Origin of the sequence: Centipeda periodontii DSM 2778, assembly GCF_000213975.1 — a bacterium.
Lineage (GTDB): Bacteria > Bacillota > Negativicutes > Selenomonadales > Selenomonadaceae > Centipeda > Centipeda periodontii.
In genome coordinates this window covers 1220898-1240696 of record NZ_GL892076.1, presented here as the reverse complement: position 1 = coordinate 1240696, position 19799 = coordinate 1220898, and the positions used below count along the sequence as shown (strand labels likewise).

Below are 19799 nucleotides of genomic sequence, written 5' to 3'. Positions count from 1 at the left end.
TCCAGATGTTTTCACCGGAAACCTCCTATTTTTTCGTCTTTGTGTTCTTCTGAAATGTCGCCTTTTTCTGCTGTGCGACCGCGAGCATTTCCCGCGCGTTTGCAAGCGCCACCTCGGTGACATCGTCACCGGACGCCATGCGCGCGATCTCGCGCACGCGTTCGTCGGCAGAAAGCGCCTCCACCTGCGTCACGGTCGCATCCCCCTTGACGCTCTTCGCGATGTAGAGATGCTCGTCCGCCATGCACGCGATCTGCGGCAAGTGCGTGATGCAGAGCACCTGCTTGTAGTGCGCGACGAAGGCGATGCGCTCGGCGACCATCTGCGCGGTACGCCCACCGATGCCGGTATCGATCTCGTCGAACACCATGCTCGTCCCGCCCGTGTCCCGTGCGGCGACGATGGATTTGATCGCGAGTGCAATGCGCGAGAGCTCACCGCCCGAGGCGATCTTCTCGAGCGGTTTTTCCTCCTCCCCCACATTTGCCGAAAAGAGCATGGCGAGGCTGTCCGCACCACAGCTCGTATACTTCTCCTCGGGGGTAACGACGATGCGAAAGCGCGCCTTCTCCATGCCGAGCCCCTGCAGCTCGCGCACGATATCCTCAGAGAGCGCCATACCGACCTTCTGCCGGCGCTGCGTCAGAGCCCGCGCCATCGCTTTCATCTGTTTATACAGCGCGGCAATGTCTTTGTCCAACTGCGCCATATCCATATCGAAGCTATCGACGCTTTCCAGTTCTCGCCTGACAGAGGAAAGACGATCCAGTACGGCGGAAATCGTCCCACCGTACTTCTTTTTGAGGTGGTCGAGGACGTCCATGCGCGTCTGTATTCGATCCAGACGCGCAGGATCCGCGTCGATGCCGTCGAGGTAATCGCGCACCTCATAGGACGCCTCTTGCAGGGAAATATACGCCTCCTCGATCATTGTCTGCGCGTTCGCGAGTCCGTCGTCATAGCGTGCAATCTCATCAAGTGCATGCGTGACGCGTGCGAGTGCGGACAGGACGGCCAGCCCCTCCTCTGTATCCTCACTCAGCAGATCGCTTGCCTCGGCAGCGTTCTCAACCAGACGCTCCGCATGGGAAAGACGACGAATTTCTGCCTCAAGCTCCTCGTCCTCCCCCTCACACAGCTCTGCCTCGGCAATCTCCTTCTCCTGCCAGCGCAGCATATCCAGCCGCTCGCCGATATCTTCGATCTCCTCGGCGCGCTCTTCACGCAGACGCATCTTTTCCTTCCAGTCTGCATAAACCTCAGCATATGCCGTAAGACGTACGCGCAGATCACTGTCCCCGCCCTCGAGCAGGCTTCGCTGGGCATCCTCGCGCAGGAGGGCAAGGTTCTCGTTCTGCCCGTGAATATCCACGAGATGCGGGGCAAGCTTTTTGAGAAAGGTCAGCGTGACATGGCTGCCGTTGACGAGAATCGAGCCCTTGCCCGTGCGCGCGACCTTGCGCAGGATGATCAGCTCGTCCTCGCATTCGATCTCCTGCTCCGCGAGCAGGGAGCGCAGTCCCTCATCGCTTTCATCGAGTGAGAATACCGCCTCGACACGCAGGGCATCTGCACCACTGCGGATGGCATCGCTCGAGATGCGCTGTCCGAGGATTGCCCCAAGTGCATCGATCAGGATGGATTTGCCCGCGCCGGTCTCACCCGTGAGGATGTTGAGTCCGCCACCAAACTCGACAGTGACCTCCTCAAGCAATGCAAAATTCCATACACGCAGACTTTGCAGCATCACGTCCCCTCCCCTCAGCGAATGAATTCCTGAATACGCGTGACAAGTTCCTCTGCTGCATCCTTCGGTTTGACAAGCACGAAAATACTGTCATCACCCGCGACCGTCCCGATGACCTCCTGCCAGTCCGAGGCATCGAGCGCGGCAGCAACCGTCGCAGCAGCGCCTGGAATTGTCTTGACGTGGACGATATTCTCACTGAAGTCACAGCCGGTCACATTATCCTTAAAAAGGCGCTTCATCCGTCCCTCAGAGAAGCGCACACTCTCGTGCGGGGAGACGGCATAGCGATAGCGTCCACCGCCCGCAGGCACCTTGATGAGAAAGAGCTCCTTGATATCCCGCGAGATGGTCGCCTGTGTGACGCGCATATGACGTGAGCGCAGTGCCTCGGCGAGTGCCTCCTGCGTTTCGATGATCTCCTCACCGATGATCTTCTTGATGAGTTCGTGGCGCCGACTTTTCATGCCGCTCTCTCCTAGCAGTTTCTCCAAAGTTTGGTACGCAGTGTCTGATAGTAGTCCTTGTCCTCGAATTTGATAATGCCCGCGCGCACATCCGAGCATTTGACGGTGACGATATCATCCGGATGAACAGGCGTCGTTTCCTGCCCGTCCAGCGTAACGATAATACTCTGCCGCGTATCGACGAGATGGATGTGTACAACATCCTCCACGCGGATGATCAGTGGACGAATGTTGAGCGTGTGTGCGCAGATCGGGGTGAGCACGAGTCCCTTCACCATGGGGTTCATGATAGGGCCGCCCGCCGAAAGCGAGTATGCCGTGGAGCCGGTCGGCGTGGCGACGATGAAGCCGTCCGCCTTGCACTCGACGAGCGGCGTTTCATTCACCGTCAGCCCGAGCGAAATGATGCGCGCCGGATCGCCCTTCATCACGACAATGTCATTGATGGCATAGCCGAGGAAATGCTCTGTACCATCCGGTTTCGTCACATACCCCGCGAGAAAGCGCCGCCATTCGATACAATAGTCTCCTGCGCAGAGCTGCTGGAGCCGCGCCTCGAGCTCATTCTGCTCGATATCCGCCATAAAGCCGAGCGTTCCCATGTTGATGCCGCAGACGGGCACGGGATTCTCCGCATAGCGGCGGCAGATCCCGAGCAGTGTCCCGTCCCCTCCGAGACTGAGCGCAAAGTCTGCGGGCTGCCGCTCAATATCATCGACGCCGCAGTCCTCCATGCCGAACTCATCCGCTCGCATACGCGGCAGAAGGATGCGAGCCTCACACGCGGCAAAGAACGCGCGAATGCGCAATAGAATATCGCGCGTTTCCGGCTTGATCAGATTTGGAAAAACCGCAACCGTCATCAACTGTCAGCACCTCATCCATCCAGCGTACGATGCGCCTCTGTCACGATGACGTGCACAGATTTCTCATCCATCTGCCGCTGTCCATCCCCCCGTACTCTTAGATACAGGAGATATTCGATATTCCCCTTTGGTCCCTTGACCGGTGAAAACGTCAGCCCTGCGGGGGAAAAGTCCTGCTCCTCCGCCACACGAAGAACCTTGTGAATAACATCCTCATGCACCAGAGGATCGCGAACGACACCGTTCTTCCCGACACGTTCCTTGCCCGCCTCGAACTGCGGCTTGATCAGCGCAATCACCTCTCCGCGCTCGGAAAGCAATGTACGAACGACGGGAAGCACCTTGTCCAGCGAGATAAACGCCACATCAATCGACGCAAAGTCCAGCGGCACGCCGAACATCTCCGGCGTCACATTGCGGATATTCGTGCGCTCCATATTGACGACGCGTGCATCTGTCCGCAGCTTCCAGTCGAGCTGTCCATAGCCGACGTCGATTGCATAGACCTTTGCCGCACCGTTTTGGAGCATACAGTCCGTGAAGCCGCCCGTCGAGGCGCCGATGTCCGCTGCCGTCTTGCCCGCAAGCACGGCGCCAAAGACCGCCATCCCCTTCGCGAGCTTCAGACCACCGCGGCTGACATAGGGAAGATCCTCGCCCACGACGCGCAGCTTTGCACTCACCGGCACCATCGTGCCCGCCTTGTCGATGCGCTGCTCGTCCACCAGCACCTGTCCCGCCATGATGAGCCGCTTCGCACGCTCCCGACTGGGCGCAAATCCCTGCTCCATGAGCAGGACATCCAACCGCTCTTTCTTCAAGATATCCCCTACTGCTTCCGATTCACAAGATATGTCACAAGCGCACGCAGGAAGTCTGCCTCCGTGCCGAATCCGTCAAGGGCAGCGACTGCCTCCTCAACCGTATTGCGCGCCAGTTCCTGTGCCTCCGCGAGCGAGGTCAGCGACACATAGGTCGACTTGTGATTCTTCTCGTCACTGCCGACGGGCTTGCCAAGCTCCTCGGCGCTGCCGATGACATCGAGGATATCGTCCGTGATCTGGAACGCAAGTCCAAAGTGATCGGCATATGCCGTGAGCACCGCGAGCTGCTCCTCCGATGCCCCCGCGAGGATTGCTCCGCTGCGCAACGCCGCATGAAAGAGCGCACCCGTCTTGCCCATATGGACACGGCGCAGCTCCTCCATCGTAATCTGACAGTTCTCCGCCGCGAGGTCGAGCACCTGCCCGCCGACCATGCCCTCGGCGCCTGCCGCACGGCTGATCTCGTCCACCACGCGCAGAAGCGCCTCGGCAGGCACATCCTTCTGCCGCAGGATCACCGTGAACGCAAGCGTGAGAAGAGCGTCCCCCGCAAGAATCGCAATCCCCTCGCTAAACTTTACATGGTTCGTCGGCTTGCCACGCCGCAGATTGTCATTGTCCATCGCGGGCAGATCATCGTGGATGAGTGAGTAGGTATGAATCATCTCGAGCGCACATGCCACGGGCAGGAACTTCGTCCCGTCCGCACCGACGGCATCTGCTGCCGCCATCAGGAGGACGGGGCGCAGACGCTTCCCGCCCGCCATCAGACTGTACTCCATCGATGCGCGCAGCGTATCGTCCAGCACAGGTGTCTTCGCCATCTCCTCCGTTAGAGCGCGCTCGACGAGTGCCTGCCGTTTCTTCCAGAGTTCCTTCATCTCAGCCTCCGATCTGCAGCTTTTCTTCCGAAACACCGTTTGCCGTCTCCTTCACCAAGAGATCCATCGTCTCCTCGGCACGTTTAAGAGAGGTCATACAAACATCGGACAGCTTGATACCCTCCGAATACTTTGCCATGAGATCCGCGAGCGAGAGTTCGCCCGTCTCGATCTCCGCGACGATCTGCTCCAATGCACCAAGTGCCTCCTCGAACGCCATCTCTTTCTTACGCGCCATGCTGCTTCTCCTTTGCCTCAACCACGGCAGATATTTTTCCGTCCGCAAATGTAATATTCAGATGATCGCCGACCGCAAGCGCCTTTGATCGCGTTATCGTTTTTCCGTCCTTCTCCACTACGCTGAATCCACGATAGAGCATCTGCACAGGATTCAGGAGTTCCAACCGCTTCAGCACGAGTTCAAGACGATGCCGTGCGTTCGTGCGTTCCGTCTGCGCTGCACGATGCAGGCGCTCCACAGTGCGATCGGTACGCTGCATGGCGGATGCGAGCAGGAGTTTCGGATTCCGGCGCCACGGACGATCGATAAGTGCTTTGAGCTGCTCCCTGCGCTGTTCCATCCGGCGTCTGCGCCCCGCATGAAGGCGCACAAGAAGACCCGCCGCATACTGACGCAGTTCCGCCGCATCGGGTACGGCAAACTCTGCCGCCTGTGACGGCGTTGCCGCACGGCGATCGCTGACAAAGTCCGCAAGTGTCGTATCCGTCTCATGTCCGACAGCCGAGATCACAGGAATCTTCGAGTCGTAAATCGCGCGCACAACCGGCTCCTCGTTAAACGCCCAGAGATCCTCAGCCGAGCCGCCGCCGCGTCCCACGATGAGCACATCCACGGGATATTTCTCATTGAAGAACCGAATCGCCGCCGCGATCTGTCCCGCCGCCTCCGCCCCCTGCACGAGGACAGGATGGAGGATCAGCTGGACGCTCGGCCAGCGCCGCTTCGCTACATTGTGGATATCGCGCAGCACAGCGCCGGCAGACGAGGTGACGATCCCGAGTCGGCGCGGGAAGCGAGGAAGAGGCTGCTTATGTACTTCGTCAAAAAGCCCCTCGGCATACAGCTTCTCCTTGATCTGCTCGAAGGCAAGAGCAAGTGCCCCCGCCCCCTCCGGCGTCATCGAATTCACGTAGAGCTGATAGGCACCATCGCGCTCATATACGGACACGCTGCCGCCTGTGATAACCTGCATCCCATTCTCCGGGGTAAAGCGAAGATTGCGTGCGTAGCCGTTGAACATGACGCATTTCATGCTCGCGCCCGCGTCCTTAAGCGTAAAATAGCAGTGCCCCGAAGGGTAGCGTTTGAAATTGGAAACTTCGCCGCGTATGAGAATATCCGAGAGGATCGCCTCGCCCTCGAACAGTCCCTTGATATAGCGTGTCACATCGCTGACAGAGTGAACGGTCATAAAATGCCTTTCCACATTGATAAAAAAAGAACCATTGCACGAAACTCTCGCGCAACGGATTCTTTCTTTATCATTGATTGCTCAAACAGACTTTTGCATTGCAGCAAGGATCCCGTTTACATAGCGGCTCGCTTCATCCGAGCCGTATTTTTTTGCAAGCTCGACCGCCTCATTGATGGCAATAGGCGGATCAATGCGCTCCTCCTGATATCGCATCTCGTAGTACGCCATGCGAATGAGATTTCGATCCACGGCAGCCATGCGATGGAGTTTCCACTCCTTCGCGAGACGCGCAATCTCCTCATCAATCTCCGCGAGATGTGCACACGTCCCATGAACAAGCGCATGTGCATAGGACAGATCATTCTCCTTGATCCCCTCGACCTCATCGATCGCAAGATCACTCGCGCGCTCCGCCGAAGCCCCACCTTCACCGAACTCCAACTGAAACAGAGTCAGAAGCGCGGCTTCCCGCGCATGCCTTCGACTCATGGCATCCTCCGAAAGAATCGGCTCAAGGCTGATGTATCAATCAGTTCCGACCAACTGCCAACGCGCTCCACGCGCAAACCGATATACATACCGATGCCTGCACAGAGGATGATAAACACCATGCTCCAAAAGCCAAAGAGCAGGACGAATATGCCGAACAACGCCCCGAGCAGCAGACCTGCCGTCCGCCCGCGATGATTCTCCCACTGCTCTTGGAGGACGCGCAGAAGATTTTCTTTCATACCGCTCCCCCACTAAGATATTGAGCGCTTGGCGCCGCCGGCGGCATTCGCTATCTCCGTTACGCGGAGCATTACGGGGACATCCACAAGACCGAGCACATCGTGGAGATTTTGGCGCACACGCTGCGTCAACTCCTCCGAGATCGCAGTCAGACTTATATGATCCGCGAGCGTGATCTTGAGCTCCACCTGCATGGGCGTTTCCACGGAGTCCTTCGGTGCGTCCTGCACAGAGATCACGGCAGACGCCGTCCGAACCCCCTGCATGGAAAGGACCTCACGCTCGACGATGCCGCGTACGGCAGACAGCGCTACCTGCACGGCACCTGCCGGGGTGTTGACGACCATGAACTCGCCATGCGTCCGCGCAGAGCTCGATGTTCTGGAAAATACCGCAAAGAACAGCTTGAGGCTGACCAAAAAGAATACGCCGCACACCGCCAGCAGTTCCTGACGGGAAAGGGCATAGCGCAGTTCATTCAGCCAGATGTTCTCGGGTATAATCCGCAGAGCCACGGCGGCCACAACAATGGCAAGTGCCATCGTGCACAACGCATAGGGCAGGAGCAGCAGACGATTTAAGATTCCCATCGCTTAGCCCCTCGCTCCTCTTTAGCGTACACGCGCTTCCTCACCCTTCGGTTCCTCCTCGGGGAAGCCGACGCCCTGCACGTGCACATTCACCTCAACCACTGTGAGACCGGTCATCGTTTCAATCGCACGCTTGACATTCTCCTGCGCGGCAAGCGCCACTTCCGGAATGCGGATACCGTACTTCACGATAATATAGAGATCGACGGCAGCCTCCTTCTCGCCCACCTCGACCTTGACACCCTTCGAGAAATTCTTGCGGCCAAGGATCTCAGCGATGCCGCCGGCAATGCCGCCACTCATCCCCGCAATTCCCTCGACCTCCGTCGTCGCAAGACCCGCGATGATGCTGACGACCTCATCCGCGACGCGGATCGTGCCCAGCCCGTTTTCCTTTTTTACTGCGTTCTTCTCGTTGTCCATTTCCATATCCTCCATTCACAGGAAAAATCCTAAATTGTGCTTAACCGCGCTCGATGTAGTTGCCCGTGCGCGTATCAATGCGGAGCACATCGCCCTCATTGATGAAGAGCGGCACGCGAACCTCGTAGCCGGTCTCAACCTTTGCCATCTTCGTCGCGCCCGTCGCCGTATTGCCCTTGACACTCGGCTCACACTCGACGACCTTGAGGCTGACGGAGTTCGGGAGCTGAATGCCGATGATCCGCCCCTTGAACTGCTGCATCGCCACCTCCATGTTCTCCATAAGGTAGTTCAGCGCATCGCCGAGCTGATCTCGTGTCAGCTCGGACTGCTCGTATGTCTCCGTGTTCATGAACGTATAGACGCCGTCCGCCTCATAGAGATACTGCATCGTGTGCGTCTCAAGATGCGCTGCGGGCATCTTCTCGTTTGGGTTGAACGTACGCTCGATTACGGCGCCGGTCTCGACGTTCTTGATCTTTGTACGGACGAACGCAGCACCCTTCCCCGGCTTCACGTGCTGGAAATCGACAATCTGCCAGACGCCCCCATCGTATTCAATGGTAAGGCCGGTGCGGAAATCGGTGCTGTTAATCATATCATTCGTTCCTCCATACAATACATTATCTTTGCATATTATAACGGTTTTATATGCAGATTTCAATAAATTCTTTTGGTGCGTGCGTCAGCGGCTCCGCGCCGTCTGTGGTAATGAGCACCGTATCCTCGATGCGGATGCCGCCCCACCCGGGAATATATACGCCCGGCTCATCCGTAATCAGCATATTCGGCTGCAAAAGCGTCTCTCCTGCCTTTGAAAGGCGCGGCTCCTCATGAATCTCGAGACCGAGACTGTGCCCGAGTCCGTGCCCGAAATACTGATTGAGATTGTGCTCCGCGAGAGAATCCCGCGCCACACGGTCGACCTCGACACCTGTCACATTCGGACGAATCGCAGCAAGTGCACACTGCTGTGCCGTAAGCACGGCGTCATAGACTTCACGTTGACGTGCGTCCGCACGTCCCACACAGATCGTCCGCGTGATATCCGAGTGATAGCCCGCACAGACCGCACCGAAATCCATCGTTACAAGCTCGCCGCGCACAATCATCTTATCGCTTGCCACACCATGCGGCAGACTGCCGCGCACGCCCGAGGCGATGATCGTCTGGAATGCGGGACGCTCCGAGCCGAGCGTCCGCATATGATGCTCGAGCTCTGCCGCGACTTCCATCTCCGTCATGCCGGGCTGAATGTATGAAAGGATATGGGCAAAGCCCTCATCCGCAATTTTGCACGCACGGCGAATGAGTGCGATCTCGTCAGCATCCTTCACCTGCCGCAGAGGATCGAGATTCAGCGAGGTGTCAAAGGAAATCTCACCGAGCAGCCCCTGCATTTTCGTGTAGGAATCGTAACTCAGTACGCCTCCCTCAAAAGCAAGCGCAATGATGCCGCAGTCCATTGCAACCTCTGCGATCTTCTTATAAAGCCCGTCCCTCTGCTCCACAATCTCATAGGCGGGTGCCTCCGCTGCCGCCTGCTCCGTATAGCGGCTGTCTGTTACGAGAATGAGCTGCTCGGGCGTCACGAGAAGCGCGGTCGAATCTCCCCGAAAACCGCTGAAGTAGTGAACATTCTCTTCCTTCGTAACGAGAACGGCGTCCACAACTTTTTCTGCGAGCAGTGCCCGCAGACGCGCAATACGCGCTTCCATGTTCATCGCATGTCTCCCATCCGCAAGATAATGATCTCGAGTGCCGCCAGATAGCTTTCCGCACCGAATCCTGCGATCTGTCCGAGCACAACGGGTGCGATCACAGATTTGTGACGGAATTCCTCTCTCTTATGGATATTCGAGAGATGCACCTCGATGACGGGCACATCAACCGCCGCAATCGCGTCGCGGATCGCAATGCTGTAGTGGGTAAATGCGGCTGCGTTCAGGATGATGTAGTCCGTCGTCCCACGCGCCGCTTGTATTGCATCCACAAGCACGCCCTCGTGATTTGACTGCATAAACGTGATCTCCAGTCCCACTTCCGAAGCGCGGTGACGCATACGCCTGTTGATATCCGCAAGTGTTAATGAGCCGTAAATCTCAGGCTCCCGCATGCCAAGCAGATTGAGATTCGGCCCGTTCAGTACCAATATCTTTCCCATGATAGCTCCTAATAGCGAATCGAGAAATCACGCTCGCCGTCCACAGGCTTGCGTTCCTCAATATCGAGGCGTTCCACACGGATAAAGTAATTGCCCGCGCGCATTGCCGCAAACGCCGCCTCGACCGCAGATGCTGCCCCCTGCAGTTCCATCGTCACCGTGCCGTCGGACATATTCATCACCCAGCCCGTGATGTCGTTCATCACCGCCTGCTGACGAACGAACATACGGAAACCCACGCCCTGCACGCGCCCGGCGGCACATGCGTATCGACGAATCACATCAGACATCATTGTTCCTCCTTCTTGATCGGCACATCGCGGCGCAGAATACTGTTCACCTCAACTGGCTGTGCCATCCGCATGCGGATGATCTGCTGCGGATGTGGAGCTGCTGCAATCTCCTGCCCCTCTGTGTCCCACATCTCCGCGAGTTTCTGACGAAACGACGCACCCACGGGCTGAAAGATCTCGATCTCCTGCCCCAACTTCATGTTATTGCGCTGTTCCACCGCTGCGATCTTCGTTTTCTCATCATAGGCGCGCACAAGCCCGACAAAATCCGAGGTCTGTTCATAGGAGGACGAACCGTAGATCTGATCCGCCTCCGTCGTCTTTCCAAAGAAAAAGCCCGTTGTATAGGAACGGTGCGAGACCTTTTCGAGCTCCGTCAGCCACTCCTCGCGCACCTTATAAGAGGTGTCCGTAAGACAGGCATCGAGTGCCATACGATACGCCTTGACCACGCTTGCGACATAGTGAACACTCTTCATGCGTCCCTCGATCTTGAGACTGTCAATGCCGGAGTCCACGACCTCGTCCAGATATGGCAGCAAACAGAGATCCTTCGAGTTCATGATGTAGGTGCCGCGCGCATCCTCCTCGATCGAATAGCACTCACCGGGGCGCGACTCCTCCACGAGCGCGTATTTCCATCGACAGGACTGGGCACAGCCGCCGCGGTTCGCATCGCGGCCCGTGAAATAGCTGCTGAGCAGGCATCGTCCCGAGTAGGAGATGCACATCGCCCCGTGCACGAAGAGTTCCAGCTCCACATCCGTATGACGGCGTATCTCGCGGATCTCCTCACGTGAGAGCTCGCGTGCAAGCACGACGCGCTCCGCACCGAGCTCCTGCCACGCGCGCACCGTGCGCCAGTTCACATTGTTCGCCTGCGTACTGATATGCACGGGCAGCTGCGGGGCGACCTCACGCGCCAGCATAAAGACACCGAGATCGGCGACAAGTACGGCATCCACTTCCACGTCCGCAAGAAAGCGCAGGTAGTCCGGCAGAGATACGAGATCATCGTTGTGCGGGAATACATTGACCGTCACATAGATCTTCTTCCCAACACCATGCGCGAGGTTCACCGCCGCGCGTATCTCCTCATTCGTAAAGTTGCCGCCGAACGCACGCAGCCCAAACTGCGCACCGCCGAGATATGCCGCATCCGCACCGTAGGCGAGTGCCATTTGCAGTTTCTCCATCGTCCCCGCAGGCGCCAGCAGTTCAGGTTTCTTTCTCATTCATCACCTCCGCAGGACTCAGCGCACCTGATCGACCAGTGCGAGATGATCCGCATAATTCGTCGCATAGTAGTTATTCCCGTTTCGATCGGCAACGAAGTACAGATAGTTCGTATCTGCCGGATGCAGCACCGCCATCAGCGACGCCGTCCCGGGGCTTGCGATCGGTCCCGGCGGCAGCCCGACATTTTGATAGGTATTGTATGGCGACTCGATCTCCGTATCACGGTAGAGCAGATCCTCCTTCGGCGCATCGAGCAGATACTGCACCGTGGGATCTGCCTGCAGCGGCATACCAAGGCGCAGGCGCTTCAGGAAAATCTGCGCAATGATCGGACGATCCTCCTCGTGATATGCCTCCTTCTCCACAAGCGAGGCAAGCGTCACGAGTTCATAGATCGAGAGGTCCATCTCCCTCGCACGATCACGCATTTCCTTTGTCAGACGGCGGTCGAAGTTCTCTGCCATCATCTGCATGATGCGCGCAGCGTCAAATTCCCCGTTGATCTCATAGGTATCCGGAAAGAGAAACCCCTCTACCGCATAGCGCACATTCTCGTGCTCCTCGACATAGGGATAGGGGCGGTATGTCTTGGCAAGCGATATGAACGCATCCGCCTTGACCAGTCCCTCATCATCAAGTCGCTGCGCGATATCACGCACGCTGAAGCCCTCAGGTATCGTAAAGCGGATCGTGACCGTATTTCCATAGACCAATATCTCAAGCGCATCGCGCGGCGTCATCCCTGTCTGCATGGCAAACGTGCCGCTCTTTACCTTGTTCTCGAAACCGTTCAGCTTCGCCGTCCACCAGAAATTCATCTCACTGTCGATAATACCGCGTTCATACAGTTCTTTCCCGATCTCACTCACGCTCATACCCGGACGAACGGTAAAGTAAACTGGAACCCCACGCTCCCCCGTATAGGAAGAAGATCCGGCCAATGGAATGATGACGAACGCGACCACCATGACAAATAAAATTGCCAGCGCCGGAATTCCAAATACAATTTTTTTCTGGAGCGGTGTCCCCTTCCCGCGATAGACAGCGTTAAATGCCTGCCGCAATCCGTCGTTATTCAAGAAGTCCGCTATTCCCTTCAATGACTCCTTCAAAACGAATCCTCCCTCTCTTCGTACAACTCCCTACGAAAAAGCTGTCATCTCCCTCGGATGACAGCCTCCTTTTCTTTCCTCACACTTCCTCGTCCTCCAGCAGTTCATAGGCACGGCGCACCGCATCGAACTCCTCATCCGTCGGATCGGTGTAGATATCCTCACCGTCCTCGTCGGTGACTATCTTCGCGATCGTCGCCTCATCACCTTCCTCGGCGTTCTCAAGATCCTCCTCCGAGGAAACATTGAGTGCGACCAGAACGGCAAAGCGATCCTCCCCGATGGGGATAATCATCTCCTCACGATAGTAAAGTTCGTCGCCGTCCTCATTCGTCATGACGACAATGACGTCTTCATCGTGCAGTTCCTCATGTTCTGCCATTTTCGTACTCCTTTGCTGCATATCGGCACACATTTATTTCAAATGCTGCTGCCGATCCAAAAAGCCCTGCAGTATGTAGACTGCCGCCATCTTGTCGATGACCTTGCGGCGCTTCCTGCGCGAAACATCCCCCTCGAGAAGCGCACGTGAGGCGGCGACTGTCGAGAGGCGCTCATCCCAGTAGTGTATCTCAATCGCGGGAAAGCGCTCCGCAACATTCGCCATAAAAGCACGGACAATCTCACAACGCGACCCCTCATCCCCATTCATATGCTTCGGCAGCCCCGCAACGAACGCCGCCGGCTCATACTCCTGCACGAGCACCGCGAGGCGGTCGAGATCGGCAGAGAGCGCCGTACGGCGGATCGTCTCAACGCCCTGCGCCGTGAGTCCAAGCAGATCACTGACAGCAATGCCGATCGTCGCATCCCCGATGTCGAGCGACAAATAGCGCCTCACTTCTCATGCTCCAAATAGAAGCGCACAAGCTCGTCGAGGAGTTCGTCGCGCTCGAGACTACGAATCTTGCTCCGCGCGTCTTGGTGGCTCGTCACATATGCCGGATCGCCGGAGAGCAGGTAGCCGACCAACTGATTGATCGGGTTATAGCCCTTCTCTCGCATCGCCGCAGCGACCTCCCGTATGACAACATCCGCCTTTGGCTTATCTTCACCGAAGGAGAACATCATTGTCTTCTGTTCATCCATTTGATTCACCTCACTGAGGAAATTCTAGGAATCGCTGATAAAATAGACCTTCAGTTATCAGTGCTTCCTCTATAGTGCGCCCTGCTGAATGGCATCCATCGCAGCCATGAGAGACGGATAAATACCGACACAGAGATCGCGCATCTCATCTGTCGGCAGCATGGTATCCGGAATCATCACAGGTGCACAGCCCGCTGTAGCAGCGCCGCGCAGACCGTTATAACCGTCCTCGAACACATAGCAGTCCGTCGGCGACATTTCGATCCGCTCTGCCGCAAGCAAAAAGATGTCCGGTGCCGGCTTCCCGTTCTTCACAAGATCACCGCCGACAATGGCATCGAAATACTTCCGCAGCCCACTTTTCCTGAGATTCGTTTCAATCTGCATCACCGTCGAACTGCTTGCCGTCGCCATACGAACACCATGTTCATGAAAATATTGAAGGATTTCATGCACGCCTTCCATTACGGGCAGATTTTTTTCTGCCTCATCGTGGACATATTCAACAACACGACGAATATAAGCTTTTGCATCCACCGTTGGATGGAACTTGTGAACAAGCTGCTCGGACAGTTCACCGCATGTTCCGCAACACGCCTTTCCCAGTTCCGGTTTTCGTTCGACACCAAACTCATCAGCGATGATCGTCCATCCTCGCTGATAAATGACTTCCGTATCAAAGAGCAGTCCGTCCATATCAAAGATCGCGCCCTGTTTCATGAACCCCTCCACAGATGCAGATTATCACATGCAAAATTACATGCCTGATATTACCACAAAATGGGAAAAAAGAAAAGACGCTTCATTAAGAAGCGCCTTTTGTACTTGGTGAAATGCTCTTGTTTAGAACGCCCAGTTCACATGTGCGCCGCCGGAGTAGCCCTGACGCTTGCCCTGCCAGCCCGTGTATAGAGCGAGCCGCTGTAGTCGCTGCGTGTCGCTGTAGGAGCCGGATTTGACGGTCATGCCGCTCTGCTCCATCGCTGCCCAGAGATGATACCCCCGTGCGTCCTTGTCCTTCGCCTCTGCCAGATGTTCTGCGCTGTCTTCGGTGATTTCACGCAGGAGATTCAGTTTTTCAAGGATGCTCGGCATACTGCATAGTGCTTCACTTCACCACTCCGCATGTTTTTTTCGTCTAGGGGCTTGACTTTTTATTTGCAGGCTTAAAGAGCAGGATCGGCGAGATGGCGTGTCGTCCCGTATCCCAGCTGTAGTTCTTTTTGAGTTCTTCGTAGATGGTCAACCCCATGTTGACGTTGAGTTTGTTGTGATTCGTCGTATTTCCGTAGGTCAAGATGCCGGCATGCACATCTGCTGCCCACGTTGTCGGGGTGTTCGTGGCATTCTGGAAACGGTTACCGTCAAGAGTGAGAGCAGTGGCACCCACGTTTGTTTCGTGCAACAGCCCCGTCATATTTTCCGCAAAACAATATTTCGTTCTTAGGATTCAAGCTCCGCAAGCGTCTTTCCGCCATAAAGGCTCGCCCAGTCATCAGAGAATGCCTGCACCGCATCCTTTACGATTTTTTTGCCGAATACTTCACGCAGCACATCCGGAGCAACAGTGACAGAGTGTGCACCTGCGAGGATGGCGCGGTCGATCTGGGTCGGCTGCTTGAAGCTCGCCGCGAGGATCTCCGTTTCGTAGCCGTAGTGGTTGATGATGCCCGCGATGTTGCCGACAACGGATGCAGCATCTACGCCGAGCGCCTCCATGCGGTTGAAATACGGTGCAATGCAGTCCGCGCCCGCCTCGAGTGCAATAAATGCCTGATCCATGCCGTAGACCGCCGTCGCCGTCACGTTCGCCCCCTGCCGCTTGAGCGCCTTGATGACCTTGACGCCTGCAAAGTCGACCGGCACCTTGATGTAGACCTTTTCGTCCACATGGCGGAACACGGCGTCTGCATCACGCATCATGCCGTCATAGTCCGTTGCCGTTACCTGAATATGCAGGGGGCGCACATTGCCGATGATGCTGCGAATCTCACGCATATGAGCGAAGAACGGAACTGCGCCTTCCTTCTTCACTATGCTTGGATTGCTGGTCACGCCTGCAACCGGCAGATATTCGCAGAGTTCGCGAATCTCATCGAGATTTGCTGTATCGAGCAGGTATTTCATAATGCTATCCTTTCCGTTTATACCACGGTCACGCGAATTCCCGCACGTGGCATTCTCTCCCGTGCTTGCTCGTCAATGCCGACAAAGATTTTATCCACGCGAAACGGTCGAACACATTCTTTCGTCATCGGTCTTACCGTAGCTCGTGAATGTTTTTGAAAGGTTCCGCCAAGAAGAATGACATTCTCATCCGAATTTTCCTGAATGTAAACCCCGTCCCACATCCCTGTGAAACGGGGTCTTCTATCATTAGTTACGCATCCAACGCTTTACGCATATCGGCAATCAGCTGAATGCTGCCGTCAATGTCACCGTCAATGATACGCTTCACAACGGCGCTGCCGACGATGACGCCGTCTGCCTGCTTGCCCGCGCGTGCCGCCGCCTCAGGTGTGCCAATGCCGAAGCCGATGGCGAGCGGTACATCCGTATAGCGGCGCGCCGCCTTGCAGACACCGCCGATAATGGAGTAGTCGATCTCCTTGACGCCCGTGACGCCGTAGTTCGAGATGCAGTAAATAAAGCCGCGCGCGTCTTTGCACGTCTTCTCCATACGCTCCTCGGTCGTGCCGGGCGTGATGAACTCCGTGAGGGTGAAGTCATGCGCAGCGCAGATGCGGCGCATATCGGCAGACTCCTCGTGCGGCACGTCGGGGAAGATCACGCCGTCCATGCCTGCCGCCTTGAAATCCTCAACGAATTTCTCAAAGCCGTAGTGATGCACCATATTGATGTAGCCCATGCCGATGAGCGGAATCTCCGAGTGCCTACGAATCTCCTTGACGACTTCGAGCGCTTTCCTCATCGTCATGCCGTTCTTGAGGGCGATAATGCTCGCCTCCTGAATGACAGGGCCATCCGCCATTGGGTCGGAGAACGGCAGTCCGAGTTCGATCACATCTGCCCCCGCCTCCTCGGCACGGCGCACGATGTCCACGGTCGCCTCTGCACTCGGGCAGCCCGCCGTGACGTAGATATAAAGCCCCGTGCGCTCCTCGGCGCGCAGTTTTGCGAGTTTTTCATCCAGACGCTTACTCATGCGATCTCCTCCCCCAGTTCCTTTGCGACCATCTGCACGTCCTTATCGCCGCGTCCCGAGAGGCAGACGACGACATTCTCGCCCGCCTTCGTCTCGGGCATGAGTTTTTCGAGATAGGCAAGCGCGTGCGAGCTCTCGAGCGCGGGGATGATGCCCTCGATGCGCGAGAGACGCTGAAATGCCGCGAGTGCTTCCTGATCGGTCACGGAAACGTAGGTAACGATGCCCTTGTCCTTGAAATAGGAATGCTCGGGACCGACACCGGGGTAGTCCAGACCTGCTGAGATGCTGTACGCCTCGACAACCTGTCCGTCCGCATCCTGTAGGAGATAGCTGTATGCGCCGTGGAGGATGCCGGACGTACCTGCGCCGCTGAGGGTCTTGGCGTTGTCCCCGTCTGCGTCGCCGCGTCCGCCGCCCTCGACGCAGAACTTCTTGACATCTGCATCGTCACGGAAATCATAGACTGTCCCGATTGCGTTGCTGCCGCCGCCAATGCACGCGACGAGGTAGTCGGGCTTTCCGTCAAACGCCTTTGCCGACTGCATGCGGATCTCCTCACCGATGACCTTCTGGAAGTCGCGCACCATCTCCGGATACGGATGCGGACCGACCACAGATCCGATCACGTAGTAGGTATCCGTGATGTTCGTCGCCCAGTAGCGGATCGCCTCACTCGTCGCATCCTTGAGCGTCCCCGTACCGCTTGATACGGGGATGACTGTCGCCCCGAGCAAACGCATGCGGAACACGTTGAGCCGCTGACGCTCGACGTCAACCGTCCCCATGAACACATGACACTCCATGCCGAAGAGGGCCGCGACCGTCGCCGTCGCGACACCGTGCTGACCTGCGCCCGTCTCCGCAACAATGCGCTTCTTGCCCATGCGCTTCGCGAGGAGCGCCTGCCCGAGCGCGTTGTTGATTTTGTGCGCACCCGTATGCAGAAGGTCTTCGCGTTTCAAATAGATATTCGCTTTGCCGTAGTGCTTCGTCAGCCGCTCGGCAAAGTAGAGATTCGTTGGACGCCCTGCATAGTCGCGGAGATAGCCGCGAAACTCCGTGAGGAAATCCTCATCCTCGCGGTACTTCAGATATGCCTCTTCCAGCTCGTTCAGTGCGGGCATCGCGATCTCGGGCACATACTGCCCGCCGTAGTCGCCGAATCTTCCCTTCTTGCTCATATATCATTGCTCCTTTATTCCAACTTCGGATAGTTCCTTTGCAAATGCGCCCACATCGGCAGCACGCACAAGCCCCTCGCCCACGAGCACGCCCTTACAGCCCGCCTTATGGACACACATCGCATCATCACAAGTGAAAATGCCGCTCTCGCTGATAATCGTACGACTCATATCTGCATACGGCAGGAGGTCAAGCGTCGTCTGGACGCTCGTCTCAAAGGTCACGAGATTGCGGTTGTTGATGCCGATGAACTCCGCCGGCGTCTGCTGTGCGATCTCAAGATCTGCGCGGTCATGCACCTCTACGAGCGCGTCCATACCGAGACTCCATATAAGATAGAGCAGTTCCTTCAGCTGCTCGGGCGTCAGGATGCGCACGATCAGCAACACGGCATCCGCACCGAGGGCGCGCGCCTCATACACCTGATAGGGGTCGATGATGAAGTCCTTGCGTAGCAGGGGCGTATCGACGCGCGCACGTACCGCCGCAAAATCCTCATTGCTCCCGAGGAAATGCGGGTCCGTGTGTACGGAGAGCACCGCCGCACCCGCCGCCGTGTAAATGTCGGCAAGCTCCAAAACGCTATGCGATGTCGTCAGCCGTCCCTTCGCCGGCGACTGCAGTTTGCACTCTGCGATCAGTTCCCAGCCCCGCCATCGAAAGTGCTCCGCCATGCGAAACGTACCGCACGGGAGATTTTCTTTCAGTTCATCGATCGGGCGGTTTTTCTTCGCCTCCGCCACAATGGCGCGCTTTTTTTCAACAATTTCGGCTAATATATCGCGCACACTGCACCTCCTTCGGCTTCTCTTCATGGATGCGTCAAGCGACGTATTTCTTCATTCTAGTGGAGGATGGCGCATTTGTCAAATTGTACCGCTTCCATAAACGCTCTGATTTTCTCCTCGGACTTCTCACCATTCTCCTCAAGCCCCCCCGAAACATCGACACCGAAGGGATGGAAAATCTCCGCCGCCTCGCCCACATTCTCTGCCGTAATGCCGCCCGCGATGAGGACAGGCTTCGTGACGCGCGTGATCTCCCGCGCCGCCTCCTGCCAACGAAATGTCATTCCCGTGCCGCCCGCCGCGCCCTGCACATAGCTGTCGATCAGGATGAGCTCGGCGGGATAGGCGTTCGCTGCATCCACGCTGAAATCATCGCCGTAGCGATACGCCTTGATGACGGGATACGCCGATGCTTTCGCCATCTCCGCGCTCTCATGCCCATGCAGCTGCACATAATCCAGACCGACGCGCGCGGCAATGGCATTCACCTCATCCGGCGGGGCATCGACAAAGACGCCGACCTTTTTCACGCGATGGATCTGCCGCGCAATCTCGCGCGCCATCTCGGGTGCGACATAGCGCCGACTCTTTTCTGCAAAGATAAAGCCGACGTAGTCCGCACCTGCCGCCTCTGCCGCACGAGCCATTGTAGTTGTTTTCATCCCGCACATCTTTACACGCATCGTATCCCTCCATTCATACTTTATGATAGTAAAGGAAGAAACTTTCTTTGTCAAATGAAAAACCGCCGTATATCGAGCGATGCGGCGGTTTTGGGGTCAAAAAAACTAGGGAAT

At 56.8% G+C, this 19799-nt stretch carries 29 protein-coding genes; all 29 read right to left on the bottom strand.

What is annotated here, in order from left to right; all coding sequences use genetic code 11:
• Positions 1–25: 25 nt before the first annotated feature.
• Positions 26–1747: a DNA repair protein RecN gene (recN, locus tag HMPREF9081_RS05515; RefSeq protein ID WP_006306076.1), complete on the bottom strand. Its 1722-nt coding sequence runs from the start codon at positions 1745–1747 to the stop codon at positions 26–28.
• A 14-nt stretch (positions 1748–1761) separates the two neighbouring features.
• Entirely contained in the window at positions 1762–2214 is a 453-nt protein-coding gene (gene argR / locus HMPREF9081_RS05510) for an arginine repressor (RefSeq protein ID WP_006306075.1), read from the bottom strand.
• A gap of 11 nt (positions 2215–2225) precedes the next feature.
• Positions 2226–3080 carry an NAD(+)/NADH kinase gene (locus HMPREF9081_RS05505; RefSeq protein WP_040394589.1) on the bottom strand — a complete coding sequence of 285 codons (855 nt, stop codon included), beginning with the start codon at positions 3078–3080 and terminating at the stop codon, positions 2226–2228.
• Positions 3081–3091: 11 nt separating this feature from the next.
• Positions 3092–3901 carry a TlyA family RNA methyltransferase gene (locus HMPREF9081_RS05500; protein WP_006306073.1) on the bottom strand — a complete coding sequence of 270 codons (810 nt, stop codon included), beginning with the start codon at positions 3899–3901 and terminating at the stop codon, positions 3092–3094.
• 8 nt (positions 3902–3909) lie between these two features.
• On the bottom strand, positions 3910–4785 hold the full coding sequence (locus HMPREF9081_RS05495) for a polyprenyl synthetase family protein (protein ID WP_006306072.1): 876 nt from the start codon (positions 4783–4785) through the stop codon (positions 3910–3912).
• 1 nt (position 4786) lies between these two features.
• Entirely contained in the window at positions 4787–5023 is a 237-nt protein-coding gene (gene xseB / locus HMPREF9081_RS05490) for an exodeoxyribonuclease VII small subunit (RefSeq protein WP_006306071.1), read from the bottom strand.
• Positions 5013–6218, bottom strand: coding sequence for an exodeoxyribonuclease VII large subunit (gene xseA / locus HMPREF9081_RS05485; protein WP_006306070.1), 1206 nt, complete (start codon positions 6216–6218; stop codon positions 5013–5015). The genes xseB and xseA overlap by 11 nt, the downstream gene beginning before the upstream one ends.
• A gap of 81 nt (positions 6219–6299) precedes the next feature.
• The gene (nusB, locus tag HMPREF9081_RS05480) at positions 6300–6710 is read right to left on the bottom strand and encodes a transcription antitermination factor NusB (protein WP_006306069.1); all 411 of its coding nucleotides are present in this window, start codon (positions 6708–6710) and stop codon (positions 6300–6302) included.
• The gene (locus tag HMPREF9081_RS05475; RefSeq protein WP_006306068.1) at positions 6707–6952 is read right to left on the bottom strand and encodes a DUF2273 domain-containing protein; all 246 of its coding nucleotides are present in this window, start codon (positions 6950–6952) and stop codon (positions 6707–6709) included. Before HMPREF9081_RS05475 ends, nusB begins: the two co-directional genes overlap by 4 nt.
• Before the next feature lie 12 nt (positions 6953–6964).
• The gene (amaP, locus tag HMPREF9081_RS05470; protein WP_006306067.1) at positions 6965–7543 is read right to left on the bottom strand and encodes an alkaline shock response membrane anchor protein AmaP; all 579 of its coding nucleotides are present in this window, start codon (positions 7541–7543) and stop codon (positions 6965–6967) included.
• A gap of 21 nt (positions 7544–7564) precedes the next feature.
• Positions 7565–7981: an Asp23/Gls24 family envelope stress response protein gene (locus tag HMPREF9081_RS05465; RefSeq protein ID WP_006306066.1), complete on the bottom strand. Its 417-nt coding sequence runs from the start codon at positions 7979–7981 to the stop codon at positions 7565–7567.
• A gap of 25 nt (positions 7982–8006) precedes the next feature.
• Entirely contained in the window at positions 8007–8564 is a 558-nt protein-coding gene (gene efp, locus HMPREF9081_RS05460) for an elongation factor P (protein WP_006306065.1), read from the bottom strand.
• Positions 8565–8613: 49 nt separating this feature from the next.
• Positions 8614–9690: a M24 family metallopeptidase gene (locus HMPREF9081_RS05455; RefSeq protein WP_006306064.1), complete on the bottom strand. Its 1077-nt coding sequence runs from the start codon at positions 9688–9690 to the stop codon at positions 8614–8616.
• A complete protein-coding gene (gene aroQ, locus HMPREF9081_RS05450) occupies positions 9687–10130 on the bottom strand; it encodes a type II 3-dehydroquinate dehydratase (RefSeq protein ID WP_006306063.1) in 444 nt (147 codons plus the stop codon). Before aroQ ends, HMPREF9081_RS05455 begins: the two co-directional genes overlap by 4 nt.
• An 8-nt stretch (positions 10131–10138) precedes the next feature.
• Positions 10139–10420, bottom strand: a complete 282-nt coding sequence (locus tag HMPREF9081_RS05445; RefSeq protein WP_040394587.1) for an acylphosphatase — start codon at positions 10418–10420, stop codon at positions 10139–10141.
• Positions 10420–11658: a peptidase U32 family protein gene (locus HMPREF9081_RS05440; RefSeq protein WP_006306061.1), complete on the bottom strand. Its 1239-nt coding sequence runs from the start codon at positions 11656–11658 to the stop codon at positions 10420–10422. The genes HMPREF9081_RS05445 and HMPREF9081_RS05440 overlap by 1 nt, the downstream gene beginning before the upstream one ends.
• A gap of 18 nt (positions 11659–11676) precedes the next feature.
• Positions 11677–12774, bottom strand: coding sequence for an endolytic transglycosylase MltG (gene mltG, locus HMPREF9081_RS05435; protein WP_006306060.1), 1098 nt, complete (start codon positions 12772–12774; stop codon positions 11677–11679).
• A gap of 79 nt (positions 12775–12853) precedes the next feature.
• Positions 12854–13156: a DUF1292 domain-containing protein gene (locus tag HMPREF9081_RS05430; RefSeq protein ID WP_040394585.1), complete on the bottom strand. Its 303-nt coding sequence runs from the start codon at positions 13154–13156 to the stop codon at positions 12854–12856.
• 33 nt (positions 13157–13189) lie between these two features.
• Positions 13190–13615, bottom strand: a complete 426-nt coding sequence (ruvX, locus tag HMPREF9081_RS05425) for a Holliday junction resolvase RuvX (RefSeq protein ID WP_006306058.1) — start codon at positions 13613–13615, stop codon at positions 13190–13192.
• The gene (locus tag HMPREF9081_RS05420; protein WP_006306057.1) at positions 13612–13863 is read right to left on the bottom strand and encodes an IreB family regulatory phosphoprotein; all 252 of its coding nucleotides are present in this window, start codon (positions 13861–13863) and stop codon (positions 13612–13614) included. The genes ruvX and HMPREF9081_RS05420 overlap by 4 nt, the downstream gene beginning before the upstream one ends.
• A 69-nt stretch (positions 13864–13932) precedes the next feature.
• Entirely contained in the window at positions 13933–14583 is a 651-nt protein-coding gene (locus HMPREF9081_RS05415; protein ID WP_006306056.1) for an HAD family hydrolase, read from the bottom strand.
• A 123-nt stretch (positions 14584–14706) separates the two neighbouring features.
• The gene (locus HMPREF9081_RS05410; RefSeq protein ID WP_006306055.1) at positions 14707–14958 is read right to left on the bottom strand and encodes a hypothetical protein; all 252 of its coding nucleotides are present in this window, start codon (positions 14956–14958) and stop codon (positions 14707–14709) included.
• Between the two features lie 43 nt (positions 14959–15001).
• Positions 15002–15280 carry a hypothetical protein gene (locus HMPREF9081_RS05405; protein WP_006306054.1) on the bottom strand — a complete coding sequence of 93 codons (279 nt, stop codon included), beginning with the start codon at positions 15278–15280 and terminating at the stop codon, positions 15002–15004.
• Between the two features lie 26 nt (positions 15281–15306).
• Positions 15307–15990: a fructose-6-phosphate aldolase gene (locus HMPREF9081_RS05400; protein WP_006306053.1), complete on the bottom strand. Its 684-nt coding sequence runs from the start codon at positions 15988–15990 to the stop codon at positions 15307–15309.
• A 17-nt stretch (positions 15991–16007) separates the two neighbouring features.
• Positions 16008–16214 (bottom strand): sugar phosphate isomerase family, encoded by a 207-nt coding sequence (locus HMPREF9081_RS14795; protein WP_006306052.1) that lies wholly within the window; start codon positions 16212–16214, stop codon positions 16008–16010.
• A gap of 29 nt (positions 16215–16243) precedes the next feature.
• Positions 16244–17029 (bottom strand): tryptophan synthase subunit alpha, encoded by a 786-nt coding sequence (gene trpA, locus HMPREF9081_RS05395; RefSeq protein WP_006306051.1) that lies wholly within the window; start codon positions 17027–17029, stop codon positions 16244–16246.
• Positions 17026–18213 carry a tryptophan synthase subunit beta gene (gene trpB, locus HMPREF9081_RS05390; RefSeq protein ID WP_006306050.1) on the bottom strand — a complete coding sequence of 396 codons (1188 nt, stop codon included), beginning with the start codon at positions 18211–18213 and terminating at the stop codon, positions 17026–17028. Before trpB ends, trpA begins: the two co-directional genes overlap by 4 nt.
• A gap of 3 nt (positions 18214–18216) precedes the next feature.
• A complete protein-coding gene (gene trpC, locus HMPREF9081_RS05385; RefSeq protein ID WP_040394582.1) occupies positions 18217–19002 on the bottom strand; it encodes an indole-3-glycerol phosphate synthase TrpC in 786 nt (261 codons plus the stop codon).
• A 56-nt stretch (positions 19003–19058) separates the two neighbouring features.
• Complete coding sequence (locus HMPREF9081_RS05380) at positions 19059–19685, bottom strand: phosphoribosylanthranilate isomerase (RefSeq protein WP_006306048.1); 627 nt, start codon at positions 19683–19685, stop codon at positions 19059–19061.
• Positions 19686–19799 lie beyond the last annotated feature (114 nt).